This is a genomic window from Chelativorans sp. M5D2P16, assembly GCF_034427935.1.
In the GTDB taxonomy this organism is placed as follows: domain Bacteria; phylum Pseudomonadota; class Alphaproteobacteria; order Rhizobiales; family Rhizobiaceae; genus Chelativorans.
On the sequence record NZ_JAXQNM010000025.1, the window covers coordinates 198070 to 216430 of the forward strand.

Annotated in this window: 21 protein-coding genes; 12 read left to right on the forward strand and 9 right to left on the reverse strand. The window is 64.3% G+C overall.

Annotation, left to right across the window (positions count from 1 at the left end):
- The first annotated feature begins 142 nt into the window (after nt 1-142).
- From SIN08_RS12300 to SIN08_RS12315, 4 genes are all read left to right on the forward strand, one after another.
- Nucleotides 143-1363 carry an NAD-dependent epimerase/dehydratase family protein gene (locus SIN08_RS12300; protein WP_322451866.1) on the forward strand — a complete coding sequence of 407 codons (1221 nt, stop codon included), beginning with the start codon at nt 143-145 and terminating at the stop codon, nt 1361-1363.
- Nucleotides 1364-1424: 61 nt separating this feature from the next.
- Nucleotides 1425-2246 carry a glycosyltransferase gene (locus tag SIN08_RS12305; RefSeq protein WP_322451867.1) on the forward strand — a complete coding sequence of 274 codons (822 nt, stop codon included), beginning with the start codon at nt 1425-1427 and terminating at the stop codon, nt 2244-2246.
- The gene (locus SIN08_RS12310; protein WP_322451868.1) at nt 2243-3133 is read left to right on the forward strand and encodes an NAD(P)-dependent oxidoreductase; all 891 of its coding nucleotides are present in this window, start codon (nt 2243-2245) and stop codon (nt 3131-3133) included. Before SIN08_RS12305 ends, SIN08_RS12310 begins: the two co-directional genes overlap by 4 nt.
- Before the next feature lie 184 nt (nt 3134-3317).
- Nucleotides 3318-3656, forward strand: a complete 339-nt coding sequence (locus SIN08_RS12315; RefSeq protein ID WP_322452155.1) for an acyl-CoA thioesterase — start codon at nt 3318-3320, stop codon at nt 3654-3656.
- On the opposite strand, the gene SIN08_RS12320 is transcribed toward SIN08_RS12315, so the two are convergent.
- The 7 genes from SIN08_RS12320 to SIN08_RS12350 form a co-directional block, all read right to left on the reverse strand.
- Nucleotides 3657-4070, reverse strand: a complete 414-nt coding sequence (locus SIN08_RS12320; RefSeq protein WP_416208057.1) for a winged helix-turn-helix transcriptional regulator — start codon at nt 4068-4070, stop codon at nt 3657-3659.
- Nucleotides 4071-4222: 152 nt separating this feature from the next.
- Nucleotides 4223-5533, reverse strand: coding sequence for a hemolysin family protein (locus tag SIN08_RS12325; RefSeq protein WP_322451869.1), 1311 nt, complete (start codon nt 5531-5533; stop codon nt 4223-4225).
- A 75-nt stretch (nt 5534-5608) separates the two neighbouring features.
- A complete protein-coding gene (locus SIN08_RS12330) occupies nt 5609-6325 on the reverse strand; it encodes an extensin family protein (RefSeq protein ID WP_322451870.1) in 717 nt (238 codons plus the stop codon).
- A gap of 198 nt (nt 6326-6523) precedes the next feature.
- Nucleotides 6524-7213 (reverse strand): extensin family protein, encoded by a 690-nt coding sequence (locus SIN08_RS12335; protein ID WP_322451871.1) that lies wholly within the window; start codon nt 7211-7213, stop codon nt 6524-6526.
- A 57-nt stretch (nt 7214-7270) separates the two neighbouring features.
- On the reverse strand, nt 7271-7693 hold the full coding sequence (locus tag SIN08_RS12340) for a DUF3775 domain-containing protein (protein ID WP_322451872.1): 423 nt from the start codon (nt 7691-7693) through the stop codon (nt 7271-7273).
- 74 nt (nt 7694-7767) lie between these two features.
- Nucleotides 7768-8655, reverse strand: coding sequence for a DMT family transporter (locus tag SIN08_RS12345; RefSeq protein ID WP_322451873.1), 888 nt, complete (start codon nt 8653-8655; stop codon nt 7768-7770).
- A gap of 103 nt (nt 8656-8758) precedes the next feature.
- Nucleotides 8759-9883: a PQQ-dependent sugar dehydrogenase gene (locus SIN08_RS12350; RefSeq protein ID WP_322451874.1), complete on the reverse strand. Its 1125-nt coding sequence runs from the start codon at nt 9881-9883 to the stop codon at nt 8759-8761.
- Between the two features lie 302 nt (nt 9884-10185).
- Here SIN08_RS12350 and greA point away from each other — a divergent pair, with 302 nt between their 5' ends.
- From greA to SIN08_RS12380, 6 genes are all read left to right on the forward strand, one after another.
- Entirely contained in the window at nt 10186-10659 is a 474-nt protein-coding gene (gene greA / locus SIN08_RS12355; RefSeq protein WP_416208058.1) for a transcription elongation factor GreA, read from the forward strand.
- 29 nt (nt 10660-10688) lie between these two features.
- Entirely contained in the window at nt 10689-11735 is a 1047-nt protein-coding gene (locus tag SIN08_RS12360; protein ID WP_322452157.1) for a glycosyltransferase family 4 protein, read from the forward strand.
- Nucleotides 11732-12490 carry a glycosyltransferase family 25 protein gene (locus SIN08_RS12365; RefSeq protein ID WP_322451875.1) on the forward strand — a complete coding sequence of 253 codons (759 nt, stop codon included), beginning with the start codon at nt 11732-11734 and terminating at the stop codon, nt 12488-12490. The genes SIN08_RS12360 and SIN08_RS12365 overlap by 4 nt, the downstream gene beginning before the upstream one ends.
- Before the next feature lie 4 nt (nt 12491-12494).
- Complete coding sequence (locus SIN08_RS12370) at nt 12495-13175, forward strand: hypothetical protein (protein WP_322451876.1); 681 nt, start codon at nt 12495-12497, stop codon at nt 13173-13175.
- On the forward strand, nt 13165-13866 hold the full coding sequence (locus tag SIN08_RS12375; RefSeq protein ID WP_322451877.1) for a glycosyltransferase: 702 nt from the start codon (nt 13165-13167) through the stop codon (nt 13864-13866). Before SIN08_RS12370 ends, SIN08_RS12375 begins: the two co-directional genes overlap by 11 nt.
- 79 nt (nt 13867-13945) lie before the next feature.
- A complete protein-coding gene (locus SIN08_RS12380; RefSeq protein ID WP_322451878.1) occupies nt 13946-14731 on the forward strand; it encodes a glycosyltransferase family 25 protein in 786 nt (261 codons plus the stop codon).
- Here the strand turns inward: SIN08_RS12380 and SIN08_RS12385 are convergent.
- Both SIN08_RS12385 and SIN08_RS12390 read right to left on the reverse strand, forming a co-directional pair.
- Complete coding sequence (locus SIN08_RS12385) at nt 14724-15509, reverse strand: glycosyltransferase family 25 protein (protein ID WP_322451879.1); 786 nt, start codon at nt 15507-15509, stop codon at nt 14724-14726. The genes SIN08_RS12380 and SIN08_RS12385 overlap by 8 nt on opposite strands.
- A 94-nt stretch (nt 15510-15603) precedes the next feature.
- Nucleotides 15604-16080, reverse strand: coding sequence for an Lrp/AsnC family transcriptional regulator (locus SIN08_RS12390; RefSeq protein ID WP_322451880.1), 477 nt, complete (start codon nt 16078-16080; stop codon nt 15604-15606).
- A 264-nt stretch (nt 16081-16344) separates the two neighbouring features.
- Between SIN08_RS12390 and trxB the strand changes: the two genes are divergently transcribed.
- Together trxB and SIN08_RS12400 are read left to right on the forward strand one after the other, a co-directional pair.
- Complete coding sequence (gene trxB, locus SIN08_RS12395) at nt 16345-17319, forward strand: thioredoxin-disulfide reductase (RefSeq protein WP_322451881.1); 975 nt, start codon at nt 16345-16347, stop codon at nt 17317-17319.
- A gap of 49 nt (nt 17320-17368) precedes the next feature.
- Nucleotides 17369-18259 carry a LysR family transcriptional regulator gene (locus SIN08_RS12400; protein WP_322451883.1) on the forward strand — a complete coding sequence of 297 codons (891 nt, stop codon included), beginning with the start codon at nt 17369-17371 and terminating at the stop codon, nt 18257-18259.
- The last annotated feature ends 102 nt before the right edge of the window (nt 18260-18361 follow it).

Consider the following 18361-nt stretch of genomic DNA (forward strand, 5'->3'; position numbering starts at 1 on the left):
AATGGGCCGCTTTGGCGAACATGCGCGGCGGGGAACGAGTGCCGTCGCTCTCACTTTCCCTTGCGCTTCCATCCGGAATAGAATTGTTGTCACAAATGCCGGATAAGCGTTGCTCCCGGTTGAAAATGAGGGATCTGATTCGATGAAAATTGCTGTTCTGGGCGGCGACGGTTTCGTCGGCTGGCCGACCTCCCTTCACCTGTCCGCAAGGGGCCACGACGTCCACATCGTCGACAATCTCTCGCGCCGGTGGATCGACACGGAGCTCGGCGTTCAATCCCTGACTCCGATGGACTCCATCCAGGAGCGAACCCGCATCTGGCACCAGGAGACCGGGCGGCGCGTCCATTTTCACCTGATCAACCTCGCCAGCGAATACGAGGTGTTGAAGGCGTGGCTCGCCGCCGAGCGGCCCGACGCCATCGTTCATTTCGCCGAGCAGCGCGCCGCGCCCTATTCCATGAAGAGCGACCGGCACAAGAACTACACGGTCAACAACAACGTCAACGCGACGCACAACCTCTTGAACGCGCTGGTGGAGATCGATCTCGACGCGCATCTGGTGCATCTGGGCACCATGGGCGTCTACGGCTACTCCTCGGTGGGGGCGGCCATTCCCGAGGGCTACCTGCCGGTCGGCGTGGAGACGCTTTCCGGCGAGACCGCCACGCAGGAGATCCTCTATCCCGCCAATCCGGGTTCCGTCTACCACATGACCAAGTGTCTGGATCAGCTCCTGTTCCAGTTCTACGCCAAGAATGACGGGCTCAGGATCACCGACCTGCACCAGGGCATCGTCTGGGGCACGCACACGGAAGAAACGCGGCTGCACACACAGCTCATCAACCGCTTCGACTATGACGGCGATTACGGCACGGTCCTGAACCGCTTCCTCATCCAGGCGGCGATCGGTTATCCGCTCACCGTCCACGGCACGGGCGGGCAGACGCGCGCCTTCATCCACATCCAGGATTCGGTGCGCTGCGTCGAGCTGGCGCTGAAGAGCGCACCCAAGCGCGGCGACCGCGTGAAGATCTTCAACCAGATGACGGAGACGCACCGCGTGCGCGACCTTGCCGAACTCGTCGCCGGGATGACCGGCGCCAAGGTCGCCTATCTCCCGAACCCGCGCAAGGAGGCGGCGGAGAACGATCTGGTGGTCCGCAACGAGCAGTTCCTGGAACTCGGACTCAATCCCACCACGCTTCAGGAAGGGCTTCTGGCCGAAGTGGTGGACGTGGCGAAGAAATACGCTTACCGCGTTGACCGCAGCCGCATTCCATCGGTCTCGGCCTGGACCAAGGACATCGCGCCCACCCTCGAACGCGACCCGGAGGGCAAGCGGCTGAAGAGCGTGGGGTAGGGGTATAAGGGGCAATGCTGCTGTGTAGGCGCCCCTCGGCTCCATGCGACAGGTGCTGCCGATGACCAATGCGCGCCGCGCTTATGTCACCCTCGTCACCAACGCGGATTTCGCCAAGGGGGCGACCGCGCTGGTGCGCTCGCTGAAGCTGAGCGGCACGCGGGCGGACATTGTCGTCATGCATACGGGCGGCGTCGGTGAAGCGGACCTTGCGCCGATCGCGGCGCTGGGTGCGACTCTGAGGCAGATCGAGCTGCTGCCGACCTCCGATGCCTTCAACGCACGGCATGCTCGCGAGGAGATCCACGGGCGCAATCCCTTCACCAAGGGCGAGAAGCCGGCCTTTCATACCCCGCTCGACAATTTCGCCAAGCTGCGGCTGTGGCAGCTCACCGATTACGAGCGCGTGGTCTTCATCGATGCCGACGCCATCGTCATCCGCAATATCGACCGGCTGTTTTCCTATCCGGAATTTTCCGCCGCGCCCAACGTCTATGAAAGCCTTGCCGATTTCCACCGGCTGAATTCCGGCGTCTTCGTCGCCCGGCCCGCGGAGCAAACCTTCGCGGCGATGCTGGAGCGTCTCGACCGGCCGGATGCCTTCTGGCGGCGTACGGACCAGACCTTTCTCCAAGCCTTTTTCCCAGACTGGCACGGCCTGCCAATCTTTTTCAATACGCTACAATATGTCTGGTTCAACCTGCCCGAACTCTGGGACTGGTCCTCGGTGCATGTCGTACACTATCAATATGAAAAGCCCTGGCAGGAGGGGCATGCCAAGGCACAAAGGCTGAGACCGCTGATCGATCTCTGGCAAGCCTATTATACGGGCGAGGGCGTTCCCGATCCGACCAGACTGGAGAACCCGCCGAGTTCGGCATGAGCAAGACAAGGACCATCGTTACCGGCGGCAGCGGCTATGTGGGCCGCTTCATCGTCGAAGACCTGCTTTCGGCCGGTCACGCGGTGACGGTGACGGGGCGCCGGCCGCCGCCGACGGGCTTCTTTTCCGCGCCGGTCGATTTCCACCCGCTCACGCTCGGAGCGGAAGGCGCTGCCGATGTGCCGTTCGCCGGCGCCGACTTCCTCGTGCACGCGGCCTTCGATCATGTGGCGGGGAAGTATCGCGGCGGGGAGGGGGACGATCCGGATGGTTTCCGCCGGCGCAATCTCGACGGCAGCATCGCCTTGTTCGAAGCGGCGAGGGCGGCGGGCGTCCGGCGTGCGGTCTTCCTGTCGAGCCGTGCCGTCTACGGCCTGCGCCCGCCCGGTACATGGCTGGACGAGGTAGATGAGGCACGGCCCGACACGCTCTACGGCCGGGTGAAGCTGGAGGCGGAGGAGGCGCTGGCGGCCCTTGGCAGTGAGGGCTTCCAGGGCATCAGCCTGCGTGTGACGGGTGTCTATGGACCTTCCGGCTCCGGCCGCCCCCACAAATGGTCGGGCCTCTTCGCGGACTATCTCGCCGGACGCGCCATCACGCCGCGCGCCGGCACGGAAGTACATGGACGCGACGTTGCCGCCGCGGTGCGGCTGGTTCTGAGTCTCGGAACCGGCACCACATACAACGTGTCCGATCTGCTCGTCGACCGGCGTGACATTCTGGCGGCCGTCAAACGGATCAGCGGCAGCCCTTTTCCACTTCCGCCAGCGGCGGACAAGCAGGCCGTCAACGCCATGCACACCGACAGGCTGCGTGCGCTCGGCTGGCAACCGGGCGGGGAACAGCTTCTGGAGAAGACGATCGAACAGCTGTTGTCACGTTCGTGACGGAGCAAGCCCGAGCGATTGGCCGAGCGCTTCGGCGCTGACGCAAAAACGTTGATGGTGGAGTTCTCAAATTGATTCCGGATATGCTGCCAGCATATTGATCCCGAATCGGAAATTGCCGGAGGCTGCCGTGATTGAAATCGGGCCCAAACCACGCGGTGAACTGACCTTGCGCACCCCGGCAATGCCGCGGGACGCCAACGCTGCGGGCGATATTTTCGGCGGCTGGGTCATGGCCCAGATGGATTCGGCAAGCGGCGTGCGCGCCGCTGATCGTGCGCGCGGGCGGGTGGTGACGGCGGCGGTCAAGGAGATGGCCTTCCGCAAGCCGGTGAAGATCGGCGACACGCTGTGTGTCTACACCGATGTGGTGCGGGTCGGCCGTTCGTCGATGACCTTGCGGGTGGAGGCATGGGCGCAGCGCTACCTGTCGGACGTGATGGAGATGGTGACCAGTGCCGAGTTCGTGATGGTCGCGCTCGACGCAACGGGCAGGCCGACGCCGGTGCCGCCCGAGGAGTGATCAGGCCTGTTGCTGCCGGTCGAAGCGCGCCCGTGCCGCTTCGATCCGTTCGCGATTGGCAGTCACCCATTCGGCCAGGGCTTTCACGGGCACCAGGAGCTCGCGTCCCAGATCGGTCAGTTCGTACTCGACGCGCGGTGGAATGGTCGGGTAGATCGTCCGCGTGACGAAGCCCTCGCGCTCGAGATTGCGCAGGGTCGTGGTCAGCATCTTCTGCGAGATGCCGTCGACGGCGCGCCGAATTTCGTTGAAGCGCATGGTGCCTTCGCCGAGAAGCCCCACGACCAGAACCGACCATTTGTCGCCGACGAGGCTGAGGATTTCGTGAACCGGCCGGCAAGCCTCGTTCTGATGCCCGATACCGATCGAGCTGTTTTCGGCACGGGCAGGCGCCTCTATGTCACCGGGTTTCAAAAAAGTGCCTCCTTGTGCGGGGTCTACGGTTTCCAATATAGCGTCGGTATCCAGCCGTTACCAACCGGACAAGACGGCCATGGAGCCGGAGGCCGTGTAAATACAGGCAAACCACGCGGGTGGAGCAGAGATCGCGCCCGCTCGCGAGCCAGTCACCCTTCCGCCTTGCCCTCCCCAGGGCCTTCTATCTTCGTGGCCAGCACACGGTCGATGCGTCGTCCGTCGAGGTCGACGATTTCGAAGGACCAGCCCATCACCTCGACGACTGCACCGGTCTTGGGCAATTCCTGCGTATAGGAAAGAAGGAAACCGGCCAGCGTGGTGTAGCTGCGCTCTTCGGGCAGATCTATGCGCAAGTGGTCGGCCATCTCGTCGGCGGGCATCAGGCCGGGCAGAAGCCACGATCCGTCCGGGCGATGCACGGCATCGGTTTCGCCTTCCTCCAGATCCGCGCGGAAAACGCCGGCGATCGCCTCCAATATGTCGGCCGGGGTGATGATGCCTTCGAAGCTGCCGTATTCGTCATGCACGAGCGCCATCGGCAACTCGGCTTCGCGCAGCATGGTCAGCACATCCAGCGCGCCGGCTAAATCGTGCACGATGGGCACCTGGTGAACGTATCGGCGCGGATCGAGCGCTTCGCCGGACAGTTCCGACGCCAGCAGCTCGCGCGTGTTGACGACGCCGATCAGGTGGTCCATGGACCCTTCGCCGACCGGCACCCTGGTGTGGTTTGTGTTGCGCAGCGCTTCGGATATCTGATCGGCGCCTGCGGTGATATCCAGCCAGTCGACATCGCCGCGCGGCGTCATCAGGGCACGGGCCTTGCGGTCGGCCAGCCGCATGACGCCGCCGATCATGCGCCGTTCGGCCGTCTCGATCGTGCCCGTATGTTCCGCCTCGGCTATCAGCGTGCGGATCTCTTCATCCGTCACGCGGCGCGAGGTCTCGGTGTTCTGGCGAAGCAGGGCGAGGACGGCGTTCCCGGACGCGTCGAGGAGCCAGACGAAAGGCAGGGTGATGCGGGACATCATCAGCATGAAGGGCGCCACGCGGACGGCGATCGTCTCGGCATGCCGGAGCGCGAGCTGCTTCGGGACGAGCTCGCCGATGACGAGGGAAACGTAGGTGATCAGCGCCACGACCACCCCCACGCCGGCCGGATTGGCGAGCGAAGCGGAGACGCCGAGGCTCATCAGCCAGTCTGAAAGGCGCACGCCGATGGTCGCGCCGGAAATAGCGCCGGACGTGACGCCGACCAGCGTGATGCCGATTTGTACGGTCGACAGGAACCGGCCGGGGTCGGCCGAAAGTTCCAGGGCCCGCCTCGCGCCGTGTTCGCCCTTATTGCTGCGCGCCTGCAGCCGGGCCCGGCGGGCGGAGACGACGGCAAGCTCCGACATGGCCATGAAACCGTTGAAAAGAATCAGGGCGAAAAGAATGATGATTTCAAGGACGAGCATAAGGGCCCCATACCACTTGCAGGCGCGGGTGGCGAGAACATGGTTGCATTCATGTAGGGTCTCTGCCGCTGCCAGCTACCGGCAGGCACGGTAACCGTTCCGCCGGTCCTTGATATCGAAGTGGAAGTGATCGGCGTGATCGGCATCGTAGCCGGGACCGAGAACGGTCGTGAAGTAGCGGCAGCCGTCGGCGCGGACCTTGTTGAGCAGGCCCCTTTGCCGGAACGCGAAGAAGCCGGGGCGGCGCACGTCGATTTCCCTGCCGTTTTCGAGCGTGATGCTCATCACGTCCAGCGCGTTGCCCTTTGCATGCTCGGAGGCGACACCCGTGCCGCGGATGCGCCGGCACGAATAGCTGGAGCCCTGGCGGATGGTGTCGATGCCGGAGAGATAGCGCATGCGTGCGGCAGGCGCGAGTTCGCTCTTCGTCCAGCGGGCGAAGGCGACGGCCATCGGGCAGTTTAGCGTGGCGGCCGGTTTCATTTTGATGCCGCCGGAAAGTCCGCTCACCTCGACCGGATGGTCGATCCGGCACGCACCGCCGTCATCGATCGGAGCGAGATCGCGATAGTCGACGCCGAGCCGTTTGAGCTCTCTTCGGCAGGCCGTTTCCCCGGGCGGCATCACGGCGGTGGGCGCGCGCGGCATGGTGAAGCGCGGATAGCTCGTCATCATCGGGTTGGAGGGGACCAGGTTCTGCAGCCCGCCGCCGCTGATCGCGGCCGTCCGGGTTCCCACATCCACCTCCGGACGCAGAACCGTGTCCACGGAGCAGGCCGAAACGGCTGCCATCACAAAGACCGTCAGGCCGGTACGCAACGCAGGGGCGAACCACCGACACGGGCTCCTATGCTTGACGAGGTTCAAAATCACTGCTGCCCACCTTTGCCGGCGGTCGGCGCCAGCTTCCGTCACGACGGGCGAGCGTAATGCCGAAGGGTAAAGGAAAGATCAGCGTCCGCGTTCAGGCCTGTGGCCGAAATGGGGCGCTCACCGGCAATAGGGGGAGCGCCGCCGCTTCATATCGAAATGAAAATGGTCACCGTGGTCGGCATTGGTGCCGGGGCCGAGAACGGTCGTGACGATGCCGCAGGCAGCGTTGCGGATCTCCTTTTGAAACTTCGCTTCCGCGCTGCCGGCATCATGTTTCCGTATGTGCACCGTTCGGCCCTCGGTGAGGACAATCGCGGCGACATCGAGCGCATTGCCGAAAGCATGCTGCGAGACGTTCTTCGAACCGTTGATCCGGCGACAGACGTAGCCGGAGGCCTGGTTGACGGCCGATATGCGCGCGTCGAAGTGTTTTTTTGCTGCCGCCATGCCCGCCTTCTGAAATAGCCGGGCAGCCGCGCGCGCGGTGCGGCAGTTGATGACGGCCGGCGGCTGCAGGTCTATGTCCGGGGCGAGCGTGGTCACCTTCAAGGGAAATGGTACCGCGCAGCCGTTCGTGCCCGTTAGTGGTGGGACCGCCGTGAACGCGACACCAAGGTCCCGGAGGTTCTTACGGCATGCCTTCTCCGGCGAGGGGATAGGCCCGTTGCTTTCGCTGTGCAGCGCTTCCTCACGCCATGCGGGAATGGGAGCCTGGTCCGGCAGTTCGACATCGAAGGCCATGAGGGCCATGGATGCAACGGAAAGGCGGACGACATGGAGAACGGAGGACGTAGCAGTGAGTCGCATGGGAACAATTTCTATTAAAGATTGCATTAAAAATAAAATGCAACCTATAACGGGTGGTTAAGCGCCAATAGCCGCCAATCCTTCCTCCAGCCAGTCTCCCAGCATGGGCATGCTGAGAAGATAAGCCGCCAGACGTCCGTTCACCCGCTGACGCGCATCGGTCACCGCATCCGACCACTCCGCCGCTTCGTAGTCGCCGCGTCCGATCCAGGCGATGGCGAGAAGTTCGGCAGCCTCGTCGACGTTCAGGTCGGCGACAAGTTCCCGGAACTCTTCTTCCGTAAGATCCTCCTCTTCCTCCTCGGCCAGACCGTCATGGTGGTGCTGGTCGCCCTCGCGGCCGAACTCGACCTCGTGTTCATGGCCGCCGTCATAGTCGCTGTTGAGGGCTGCGGAGAAGGTGCGCGCCTTGGCTGCCAGCATCCGCACGGTGTCGGCATCCAGGCTCAGTTCCCATTGCCGCTCGACCGATCTTTTCATCCGCGCTCCCTTGTCCGGCGGGATCATACCTTATCTTGCGGCTGAATTGTGCAAGGCTTTATCGGGTCAAAAGGTCAGGAGGTCAGGCGCCGGGCACGCAAGGCGGGCACGACCTCGACCAGCAGGATCGCGGAAAGGATGAGCCCGCAGCCGGCAAGGCCGGTTGGCGGCAGCCGCTCGCCGAGGAACACGGCGCCGAACAGCGCGGCGAAGACCGCCTCCGTGGAAAGGAAAATGGCTGCCTGCGGGGCGGTCGTGTAGCGCTGGCCGACGACTTGGAGAGTAAAGGCAATGCCGCCGGAGAAGATGCCGGCGTAGAGGATTTCCGGCAGGGCGGCGCGAATGGCCGCAATATCGATCGGTTCGATGAGAACGGCGATCGCCAAGGCAACGAACGCCGTGACGGCGAACTGCGTCACCGCCAGCGTGACGGGACGCCCCGAGCGCCCGGCGCTGCGGGCGATATAGATCACCTGGAGCGCCCAGAAGGCGGCGCACAGGATGTTGAGCCAGTCGCCGGCCACGAAAGCCACCGCCCCGCCGCCCGACAGCAGCCATATCCCCGCCAGCGCGCACAATGTGGCGGGCCACAGAACCCGGTGCGGCCATTGCCGGAAGAGAAGGACGCCGAAGAACGGCACCATCACCACATAGAGCCCGGTCAGAAAGCCGGCATTGGTGACCGTCGTGGTCAAGAGCCCCACCTGCTGGGAGGCCATGCCGGCGAACAGAAGCAGGCCGACCAGAGTGAAGGCACGCCAGTGCTGCGCGTTGAGCGGTGCCGGTGCACGCGCGCTTTCGCGCAGGGCGAAGGGCAGGATGGCAAGGGTGGCGATCGCAAAGCGCAGTCCGATGAAGAGGAACGGTCCGATCGCGTCCATCGCCGTCGACTGGGCGACGAACCCCATGCCCCACATGGCACCGGCGGTAAGCAGAAGCAGATTGGCCTGGAAACGGGTCATGGAGCGCACGCGAAGATTGAACCGCCCGCGCTCATAGCGGTTTTTCCGGCCCGCGCAACCCGTCAGGCGGCCTGCAGTGAGTGGGCCAGTGTGACGACCCGGCTCATTTGCCGCGCGAGATGCGGATGATGCGTCCGTTCGACGAATCGGTGAGGAGCCACACGGATCCGTCCGGCGCGACTTCGACATCCCGCAGGCGCCCGAAGGCGCCTTCGAACAGGCGCTCCTCCCCCGTGATCTTGCCGGTGCCGCCGCGCTCGAGCCGCGCGAGAAGCTGGAAGCTCAGCGCGGCCACCAGAAAATCGCCCTGCCATTCGGGAAACATGCTTCCGCTGTAGACATCCATGCCCGACGGCGCGATCGAGGGATCCCAGTAATATTCCGGCTGCTCGTAGCCGGGGGCCTCGGTGCCCCGTCCGATTGCCCGTCCGGAATAGTGGCGGCCGTAAGAGATGGCGGGCCAGCCATAATTCTTGCCGGCTTCCGGCTGGTTGATCTCGTCACCGCCGCGGGCCCCGTGCTCCACCGTCCACAGCGAGTTCGTCGCCGGGTCGAAGACGGCGCCCTGGGGATTGCGATGGCCGGTCGACCAGATCTCCGGTGCGGCATCCTCCCGCCCGACGAAGGGATTGTCTTCCGGCAGGCTGCCGTCAGGGTTGATGCGCAGGACAGAGCCGGCGTGATCCGCCGGATCCTGGGCGCGCTGCATTGCGCCGCGGTCGCCGATGGTGAAGAAGAGCGTGCCGTCCGGGGCGGGGACAATCCGCGAACCGAAATGCCGGCCCGCCGACGTCTTGCGGCTCATCGAAAAGATGGTCTCGACGTTTTCCAAAAGCGCCTGCCCGTCCTCGCGTACAAGGCGCGCGCGGGCGATCGCCGTGCCTGCACCACCCCGTCCGGGTTCGGCATAGGAAAGGAAGATCGTCCCAGAGGTCTCGAAGTCGGGCGCGCTGACGACATCCAGCAGGCCGCCCTGGCCGACGACGGCCACTTCGGGAACGCCGGCTATAGGGGCGGAAAGGGCGCCGTCGGCGAAAAGACGCAGTGTGCCGCTCCTTTCGGTCAGGATGGCGGCGCCGTCAGGGAGGAAATCGATTCCCCAGGGATGATCGAGCCCGTCGGCGAGCGTCTCAGCGCGCAGTGTGAGGCCGCTGGCCTGGAAGATCTGCGCCTTCGCCGCCAATGGTGCGGCAGCCGCCAGCAGTGCAGCCAGTACGAGTCGCGTCATCCGTGCCCCCTTCGTCTGCGCTATCCGCTTCGATCATAGGACGACAATCTGGAGCGGCCAAGCCATGCATCCTGCGGCCCGCCGCCCCCGGCCATGGCGGTCGAACCGTTTTGCCGGCAAGGTTGCGATTTCCGACGAAAACGCGAATTTTAGCGTGAAAATGCCGCAAAGATTGCTATATTTCGGCGGAGTCGAACGAGCGGTTCCGTTGGCGGAGGCTTTCGGACCGTTTTCTTTTTGTGTGCCGTTGCGGCCGGGCGAGGCCCCGGCGCGGTGCATGAAAGTCAGGAAGGTGATACGACATGAACAAGGTCCCGATGACCCTGGGCGGGTATGATTCGCTTAAGGAAGAGCTGCGCTGGCGCCAGCAGGAAGAACGTCCGCGCATCATCGAGGCGATCGCCGAGGCGCGCGCCCACGGGGACCTTTCCGAGAACGCCGAATACCATGCGGCCAAGGAGGCTCAGAGCCTGAACGAGGGCCGCATCAGCGAGTTGGAAGACCTCATTGCGCGCGCCGAGGTGATCGACGTCAAGAAGCTGTCCGGCGACACCGTGAAATTCGGCGCCACGGTTGTCCTCGTGGACGAGGATACCGACGAGGAGAAGACCTACCAGATCGTCGGCGATCAGGAGGCGGACGTGAAGTCCGGCCGCATCTCCATCTCCTCGCCGATCGCGCGCGCGCTGATTGGCAAGGGCGTGGGCGATTCGGTCGAGGTCAACGCGCCGGGCGGCGCGCGCGGCTACGAAGTCCTGCGCGTCCAGTACGGCTGAGCATGCCGCGCGCGGCAGGGCCGCTCGACATGCGCCGGGTGGAGGTGGTGGCGCCCAATTTCAAGCGCCGCCTGTCCGGAGTCACCAGCACAGTGGTGCAGCTGATCCCCCAGCAGGCCAACGCACTCGGCATCGCCACGCTGGGGCCGGGCCTGCCGCGGAAGCTGCCGAAAATGCGCTGGTGGCAGCTTCCTGCCCTCTTCTTCAGGCCGGAGGGAAAACCCTTTCGCATCTGGCATGCCCGGCGCAACACGGAGATGCTGGCCGGCGTGGTGCTGAAGCACATTCTGCGCGCGCCCTTGAAGCTCGTTTTCACCTCCGCCGCGCAGCGCCGCCACAGGGCCTATACGAAATGGCTGATCCGGCGCATGGATGCGGTGGTCGCCACCAGCGCGCGCTCCGGTTCGTTCCTCGAGGTGCCGCACCGGGTGGTCATGCACGGTGTGGATACGGAGCGCTTTCATCCGCCGCGCACCGCCGAGGACCGGTGGGAAGCGGCCGAACTGCCGGGACGTTACGGCATCGGTTGTTTCGGGCGCGTCCGACACCAGAAGGGCACCGACCTCTTCGTTGGCGCCATGATCGACCTCCTGCCGCGCCATCCGGAATGGACGGCTGTCATCCTCGGTCGGGTGACGGCCGAGCATCGCGGCTTTGCGGAGGATTTGCGCCGCCGCATAGAGGAGGCGGGTCTTGCCGAGCGCATCCTGTTTCTCGGCGAGGTGCCGGATGTGCGGCCGTGGTACCGTCGCCTGTCCCTCTACGTCGCGCCCTCGCGCAACGAGGGGTTCGGGCTGACGCCGCTCGAGGCGATGGCCTCGCAGACGGCCGTCGTGGCGAGCGATGCCGGCGCCTACGCGGAGATGATCGAGCCGGGCAGGACGGGACAGGTGGTGCCGGCCGGCGATCAGGCAGCACTCACCGGGGCGATCGAGGCGTATCTGGCCGACCCCCGAACGACCGCCGCCCAGGGGAAGGAGGCGCGGGCGCATGTCTGCAAGGCGTTCGCGCTGGCCCGGGAGGCGGATACGCTGCGCGCGGTCTACGAAGACTTGTGGACGGCCACCAGCCCATGAAGACCGACGCTTTCATCATCCATCTCAAACGCGCGCACGGCCGTGCCCCGCAGGTGGCGCGGCTGAAGGCGACATTGCCCATGCCGGCGACGGTGGTCGATGCTGTCGACGGGCAGGCGCTGTCGGAAGCGCAGATTGCCCAAGTCTACCGTCCGGGGCTCCATAGGCCGCGCTATCCGTTCGCGTTGCGCCTTTCCGAAATCGCCTGTTTCCTCTCGCACCGAAAGGCGTGGCAGGAGATCGTCGTCCGTGAACTCGATGCGGGACTGATCGTCGAGGACGACGTGGAGCTTGGCAACGGGTTTTCGGCGGTGCTCGACCTGGCCCTGTCGCGCCTCGACCGGGGCGAAATCGTGCGCTTCCCGAAGAAGGCGCGGGGGGAGCGTGGAAAGCTGGTCGCGCGCGCGGCCGCCGCGTGCATTGTCGCGCCGCGCCCGCCTCGGCTCGGCATGCAGGCGCAACTGGTCGGCCGTGATGCCGCGCGCGCGCTTCTGGCCTTCACCGAGCGTTTCGACCGTCCGGTCGACACGAGCATCCAGATGCAGTGGCTGCACGGCCTGCCCGTCCTGACGGCGATGCCGGTCGCCATCCGCGAAGTGGCGGGCGAGCTTGGAGGGACGACGGTGCAGGGGAAATCAAAGCCCATCCCCGAGATTCTTGCGCGCGAACTTCACCGCGCGCGCTATCGGTTTGCGGTGAGGCTGTACAATGTTCTAAACAGCCCCCCGGAAGCAACGGCCAGCCGCGAGAACTGAGTCTATGGCGAAAAAGCGATTGTTCATCGTCGGCAACGGCCCATTGCCCCATGACATGTCGGAACGTGTCGATGCGAGCGATCATGTGGTCCGGTTCAACGAACCGAAGGCGTCGATCGGCATGAGCGGCACGAAGACGAACTGGCTCTTCGTGTGCAACACCGGCAAGCCGATGCAGCGGCGGCTCAAGAATCGCGACTATCCAACCTCGCCGATCGTCCAGGCGGCCGAAATGGTCTTCCTGGTGATGCATCCGATCGCCGTCGAAAAATACGGCCTTCAGCCGAAATTCTTTTCCCGGCTCAAGGGACGGCGGGCGGAATGGACCTGGGCATCCTTGATGATGTACGGCGCGGCGGGCAAGATGGTCACCGTTCTCCCGCCCGCCTTCTACGAGGAGAGTTGCCTCGAACTGGGGGCCGATGCCGCGACCATGCTGGAAAGGCGCACATTCCCGAGCACCGGTTATATGGGTATCCGCTATGCGCTCGAGCGGCTTCCGGCCGACCGGTGGGAGGTGGAGATCGCCGGGTTCGGCTGGCAGGGCTGGCACCGCCATACATGGGCCGACGAGCGCGCATGGGTCGAGAAGAAGGCCAGGGAGCGCAACATGCGCATCTGGCTGACGGAGGATGAAGGCGGGAAGCGAGAAAACGAAACGGAAGGACTTGTCCATGGAAAATAAGCTCGACATCTACATCGGCTGGGATTCGCGCGAGCCGATTGCCTATGACGTCGCACGACAGACCCTGATCGAGCGGGCCAGCATCCCGGTCGAGGTGCATGCCATCAAGCTTGCCGACCTCGTGGACAAGGGAGCCTATACGCGGGAGATCGATCCGCTCGCCTCCACTGAATTCACCTATTCGCGCTTCTTCACGCCGTGGCTTGCCGACTACAAGGGCTGGGCGCTTTTCTGCGACTGCGATTTCCTGTTCCTGGACGACGTCGCCAAGCTCCTGGAATACCGGGACCCCTCCAAGGCGGTCCTGTGCGTCAAGCACGACTATACGCCGAAGGCGACCACCAAGATGGACGGCAAGGTTCAGACCGCCTATCCGCGCAAGAACTGGTCGTCCTTCATGCTCTTCAATTGCGAGCACCCGTCGACCAGGACGCTCACCCCGGACGTCATCAACCGCGAGTCGGGCGCGTATCTGCACCGCATGCAGTGGGCCAAGGACGAGGAGATCGGCGGCATTCCGGAAACCTGGAATTGGCTGGAAGGCTGGAGCGAAAAACCGGCCACCGGCACGCCGAGCGCCATTCATTTCACCAATGGCGGGCCGTGGTTCAAGGACTGGCAGGACGTCGACTATGGCGATCTCTGGAAGGCAGAGGCCTCCAAGATCGATCCGGACTGGAAGCCGATCTGAGATCGACCGGCACGTGGGGCAGGGCGTGTCCCTGCCCCATACCGCAGCAGAAAAGTGGGCGGCCCGGGCAGAACGACGGATGAAGCTCTTCCTCATCAATCTCGACCGCCAGCCCGAACGCCTGCGGCGCATGACGAGCCTCTTCGAGGAACTCGGTCTTTCGTTCACGCGCGTTCCCGCGGTGGATGGCACACGTCTTTCTCAGGCGGAGATCGAGCGCTGGCGGGGTGCGCGCGCGCTGCGGGCGGGCGAGACGGCATGCTTTCTCAGCCATCGGGAATGCTGGCGGCGGATCTTGGAGGAAGGACTTCCCCACGCCGCCGTCTTCGAGGACGATCTGCACGTGGGGGCCGGCGCGTCAGCCCTTCTGGCGGATGGCGACTGGGTGCCGGAGGATGCCGATGTCGTGAAGATCGAGACCAAGCTCCAGCGTGCGCGCGTCGATAAGGCGCCGGCAGGCGCCGTCGGCGACCGCCGACTCCACCGGTTGCGAAGCAGGCACGCGGGAGCGGGCGGCTACATCGTGACGCGCAAGGGGGCGGAGAAGCTGTTGCGCATGAGCGCGCGCTTCGACAGCCCGGTCGATCAGTTCATCTTCGACCCGGCGCTTCCCTCGGCGGCGTCACTCGTGATCTACCAGCTCTTGCCGGCCGTCTGCGTGCAGGATTTCGTCGTCAGGGAGCCGGAGGTCGCACTCGGGCTCGGCAGCGACCTACACGGCGAACGCGTGGAGGACAAGCCGCGCGGGACGGCAAAGGCCTGGCGGGAGGTGAAACGCCCGTTCGTCCAGCTCGGCGGCCTTTTCTGGCGGCCATTGAGCGCCGCCGTGAGCGACAGGAAATGGGTGTTCGTCACCTTCACCTGAACGCGATCGCCCGCCGCTCCCTGCCCCCGACAAGGAGCAAGCCTTTCTCCCAGAGCCGTGTACCCTTGCGCGCAAGGTACCGTCTCATGCCCCCGCCAACCCGGCGCTTTTCCGGCTCGGGATTTCTGTCGTTGCTGCTTTTAAGATGCGCCTCCTCTCCGTCGAGCCCGAGAAGCATTCCCTGGATGCAGGGCGCCGGATCAACCTGATAGAGGACGAGGCGCGGAAATTGCAGAGACTGGACGTTGAACAGGAATTCGTCCACCGGATCGGCAAAGGCCTCCGAGGCCGCCAAGAGCCGTTCAGCAGCCTTTCGTGAAATGACGTAGGCGCATGCACCCAGATGCCGGCCATACAGGCGGACGATCTTTCGTTCCGCGATGGATGCCGCCGGCCGTGCGGTAACGGTGGCGCGAGCGAGAAAGGTTTCCAGCTTGACGATGTCGCCGTCGGCCGGGATCCAGTCGCCGGAAGACAAGAAGCGCGGCAGATCGGGCGAACACACAACGTCGTCCTCGAACACCGCGCCGTACGGTTCTTCGGATTCGACGATCAGCCGCCAGGCCTTGCGGTGGCTCTCGAAGCAGGCGATGGCGCCGGCCGAGATGGTGAAGCCGAGCAGGCCGGGGCGCCCCTTGGCGGCTCTGTCGGCGATGCGCTGATCCAACTTGTCCACCGCCGCAACGCGCACCCAAGGTATCCCGAGTTGTTCGCCCTGGCGGATGACATGCGCCATGCGATCACGATCGCGATCGAGATTGATGACGTAGGCTTTCATCGCGGCTATCCGTCAGGCGGGTGGGCGGAAATATGGATCATACACGTATCCGACAGGAGAGGGAGTGTTGCCGAAAGAACAGCACGTGCGAGCCTCATCTGTCGATCGCCACCAACCCTTCGTCCTTCACCTGGCGGATCGTCAGCGCCGTGCGCACGGTGTCGACATTGGGTGCGGAGGTGACCTCCTCGATGACGAAGTTCTGGAAGGTGGCAAGGTCGGTGGCCACGCAATGGAGCAGAAAGTCGGAATCGCCGGAGACCATCCAGGCGCGCCGCACGATCGGCCAGTTGCGCGTGCGCTCGGCGAAGGTCTTGAGTTCCACCTCCGATTGGTGGTGCAGGCCGATCAGGCAGAAGGCGACGACGTCATAGCCGAGCGCCGGGCTGTTCAGGATCGCGCGGTAGCCCTTGATGATGCCGTTTTCCTCCAGCCGCTTGACGCGCCGGAGGCAGGGCGGGGCGGAGATGCCCACCCGCTGCGACAGTTCGACATTGGTGATGCGGCCTTCATCCTGCAGTTCGCGGAGGATTTTCCAGTCGATGGCGTCCAAGTCTGCCTTCAGCGGCATCAGGCGATCCCGTTCCGTTTGCGCATGAATCTGTCGCGTTCGTGAAATAAAACCTATGCTATGCGACCCGTATAGCCAAGCATCTTGCCGGTTTGTGCGGGGATTTTATCGATAGGGCCGTTGGGGAACGAATGTCGCGCGACAATCTATAGCTGTTGGAAAACCGTTCTTCGCCTTGCGCCAGAGGGTGTGGAATAATTAGATCGGTAACGCTCGCGCGGCATTCCGGGCGGGCTTCGAGGCTTTTGGAAAGGACTTGCAGCCATGACCACCCGCCATGCGCCGGTTCTCATCGTCGGTTCGGGACCGGCCGGATACACGGCCGCGATCTATGCCGCGCGCGCCATGCTGAAGCCGATGCTCGTGGCCGGGCTGGAGCAGGGCGGGCAGTTGATGATCACGACGGACGTCGAGAACTATCCCGGCTTCGCCGATCCAATCCAGGGTCCGTGGCTGATGGAACAGATGCGCGCGCAGGCGGAGAACGTCGGATCGGAGATCGTCAGCGATCTGATCGTCGAAGCCGATCTAAAGCAGCGTCCCTTCCGGCTCACCGGCGATTCGGGCACGGTCTACACCTCAGACGCGCTGATCATCGCCACCGGCGCCAAGGCCAAGTGGCTCGGCCTGCCCTCCGAGCAGACCTTCATGGGCTTCGGCGTGTCGGCCTGCGCCACCTGCGACGGCTTCTTCTATCGCGGCAAGGATGTCGTGGTCATCGGCGGCGGCAACACCGCCGTGGAGGAGGCGCTCTATCTGGCCAATCTGGCACGCAAGGTCACCGTCATCCACCGGCGCGGCGAGTTCCGTGCCGAGCGCATCCTGCAGGAGCGCCTGTTCCAGAAGGACAATGTCGAGGTGATGTGGGACACGGTGCTGGACGAGATCACCGGCGAGACGCCCAAGCCGCCCTTGCCGCCCTCCGTCACAGGAATTCGGGTGCAGAACGTGAAGACGGGCGAGACCCGGGAAATGTCCATCGACGGGGTGTTCGTGGCGATCGGCCATGCGCCGGCGGTGGAATTGTTCGAAGGGCAGTTGAAGCAGAAGCCGAACGGGTATCTGTGGACCGAACCGAACTCCACCCGCACCGACATGCCAGGTGTCTTCGCCGCCGGCGACGTCACCGACGATATCTATCGCCAGGCCGTGACGGCCGCGGGGCTCGGCTGCATGGCGGCGCTCGAGGCGGAGAAATACCTGGCGGAAATGGAAACGCGCCGCGAGGCGGCGGAATAAAGGCGGATTTTTCGTTTAACGCCCCAAAAATCAAGAGGGGAATTCGGCGTTGGACTGGGACAAGCTACGTGTGTTTCACGCCGCCGCGGCGGCGGGGTCGTTCACTCATGCGGCGGAAACGCTGCATCTTTCGCAGTCAGCGATTTCACGCCAGGTGAGCGCGCTGGAGCAGGAAGTCGGCGTGCCGCTTTTCCACCGGCACGCGCGCGGCCTGGTGCTGACCGAGCAGGGTGAAATCCTCTATCGCACCGCGCACGACGTGCTTATGAAGCTCGAGAGCGTCAAGGTGCGGCTGTCGGAGACGAAGGACCGGCCTTCGGGCGTTCTCAGGGTTTCCACCACGGTGGGGCTGGGCACCGGCTGGCTCACGGAACGGCTGCCCGAGTTCGGCGAGCTTTATCCCGATATCCAGCTTCAGCTCATCCTCGACAACGAGGAGCTGGATCTGACCATGCGCCAGGCCGACTGCGCCATACGCATGCGCCAGCCGCAGCAACCTGACCTTATCCAGCGCAAGCTGTTTACGGTGCATTTCCACCTCTACGCCTCGCCGGCCTATATCAACCGCTATGGCAAGCCGAGCTCGATCGATGATCTCGATCGCCATCGGATCGTCACCTTCGGGGAGGCGGTGCCGCCGCATCTGAGCGACATGAACTGGCTGGAAACGGCTGGCCGGCCGGATGGCGTGAAACGGCAGGTGCCGCTGCAGATCAACAACATCCTGTCCATCAAGCTTGCCGTGCAGCGGGCGGCGGGCATCGCCATGCTGCCCGACTACGTGGTCGGCGGCGAAAGCGGCCTGGTGCAGCTTCTGCCGGAAACGGCGGTGCCGTCCTTCGACACCTATTTCTGTTATCCGGACACGATGAAGAACCAGGCAAAACTCCAGGTTTTCAGGGATTTCCTCATCTCGAAATCGCGCACCTGGTCGTTCTGAAAAGGGCGATTAAGACCGCAGCCGCGGGCCGGTCTGGTGAACTGGCCGGATCACCCGGACGACTGAATCCCGCAAGCTTCATGCAAAAATGCATGGCTGGAA

Bases quoted from the DNA above. Each gene is read 5' to 3' on its own strand.
- SIN08_RS12300 (WP_322451866.1), top strand. From the start codon at position 143: ATGAAAATTGCTGTTCTGGGCGGCGACGGTTTCGTCGGCTGGCCGACC.
- SIN08_RS12305 (WP_322451867.1), top strand. From the start codon at position 1,425: ATGACCAATGCGCGCCGCGCTTATGTCACCCTCGTCACCAACGCGGAT.
- SIN08_RS12310 (WP_322451868.1), top strand. From the start codon at position 2,243: ATGAGCAAGACAAGGACCATCGTTACCGGCGGCAGCGGCTATGTGGGC.
- SIN08_RS12315 (WP_322452155.1), top strand. From the start codon at position 3,318: ATGCCGCGGGACGCCAACGCTGCGGGCGATATTTTCGGCGGCTGGGTC.
- SIN08_RS12325 (WP_322451869.1), bottom strand. From the start codon at position 5,533: ATGCTCGTCCTTGAAATCATCATTCTTTTCGCCCTGATTCTTTTCAAC.
- SIN08_RS12330 (WP_322451870.1), bottom strand. From the start codon at position 6,325: ATGGCAGCCGTTTCGGCCTGCTCCGTGGACACGGTTCTGCGTCCGGAG.
- SIN08_RS12335 (WP_322451871.1), bottom strand. From the start codon at position 7,213: ATGCGACTCACTGCTACGTCCTCCGTTCTCCATGTCGTCCGCCTTTCC.
- SIN08_RS12340 (WP_322451872.1), bottom strand. From the start codon at position 7,693: ATGAAAAGATCGGTCGAGCGGCAATGGGAACTGAGCCTGGATGCCGAC.
- SIN08_RS12345 (WP_322451873.1), bottom strand. From the start codon at position 8,655: ATGACCCGTTTCCAGGCCAATCTGCTTCTGCTTACCGCCGGTGCCATG.
- SIN08_RS12350 (WP_322451874.1), bottom strand. From the start codon at position 9,883: ATGACGCGACTCGTACTGGCTGCACTGCTGGCGGCTGCCGCACCATTG.
- greA (WP_416208058.1), top strand. From the start codon at position 10,186: ATGAACAAGGTCCCGATGACCCTGGGCGGGTATGATTCGCTTAAGGAA.
- SIN08_RS12360 (WP_322452157.1), top strand. From the start codon at position 10,689: ATGCGCCGGGTGGAGGTGGTGGCGCCCAATTTCAAGCGCCGCCTGTCC.
- SIN08_RS12365 (WP_322451875.1), top strand. From the start codon at position 11,732: ATGAAGACCGACGCTTTCATCATCCATCTCAAACGCGCGCACGGCCGT.
- SIN08_RS12370 (WP_322451876.1), top strand. From the start codon at position 12,495: ATGGCGAAAAAGCGATTGTTCATCGTCGGCAACGGCCCATTGCCCCAT.
- SIN08_RS12375 (WP_322451877.1), top strand. From the start codon at position 13,165: ATGGAAAATAAGCTCGACATCTACATCGGCTGGGATTCGCGCGAGCCG.
- SIN08_RS12380 (WP_322451878.1), top strand. From the start codon at position 13,946: ATGAAGCTCTTCCTCATCAATCTCGACCGCCAGCCCGAACGCCTGCGG.
- SIN08_RS12385 (WP_322451879.1), bottom strand. From the start codon at position 15,509: ATGAAAGCCTACGTCATCAATCTCGATCGCGATCGTGATCGCATGGCG.
- SIN08_RS12390 (WP_322451880.1), bottom strand. From the start codon at position 16,080: ATGCCGCTGAAGGCAGACTTGGACGCCATCGACTGGAAAATCCTCCGC.
- trxB (WP_322451881.1), top strand. From the start codon at position 16,345: ATGACCACCCGCCATGCGCCGGTTCTCATCGTCGGTTCGGGACCGGCC.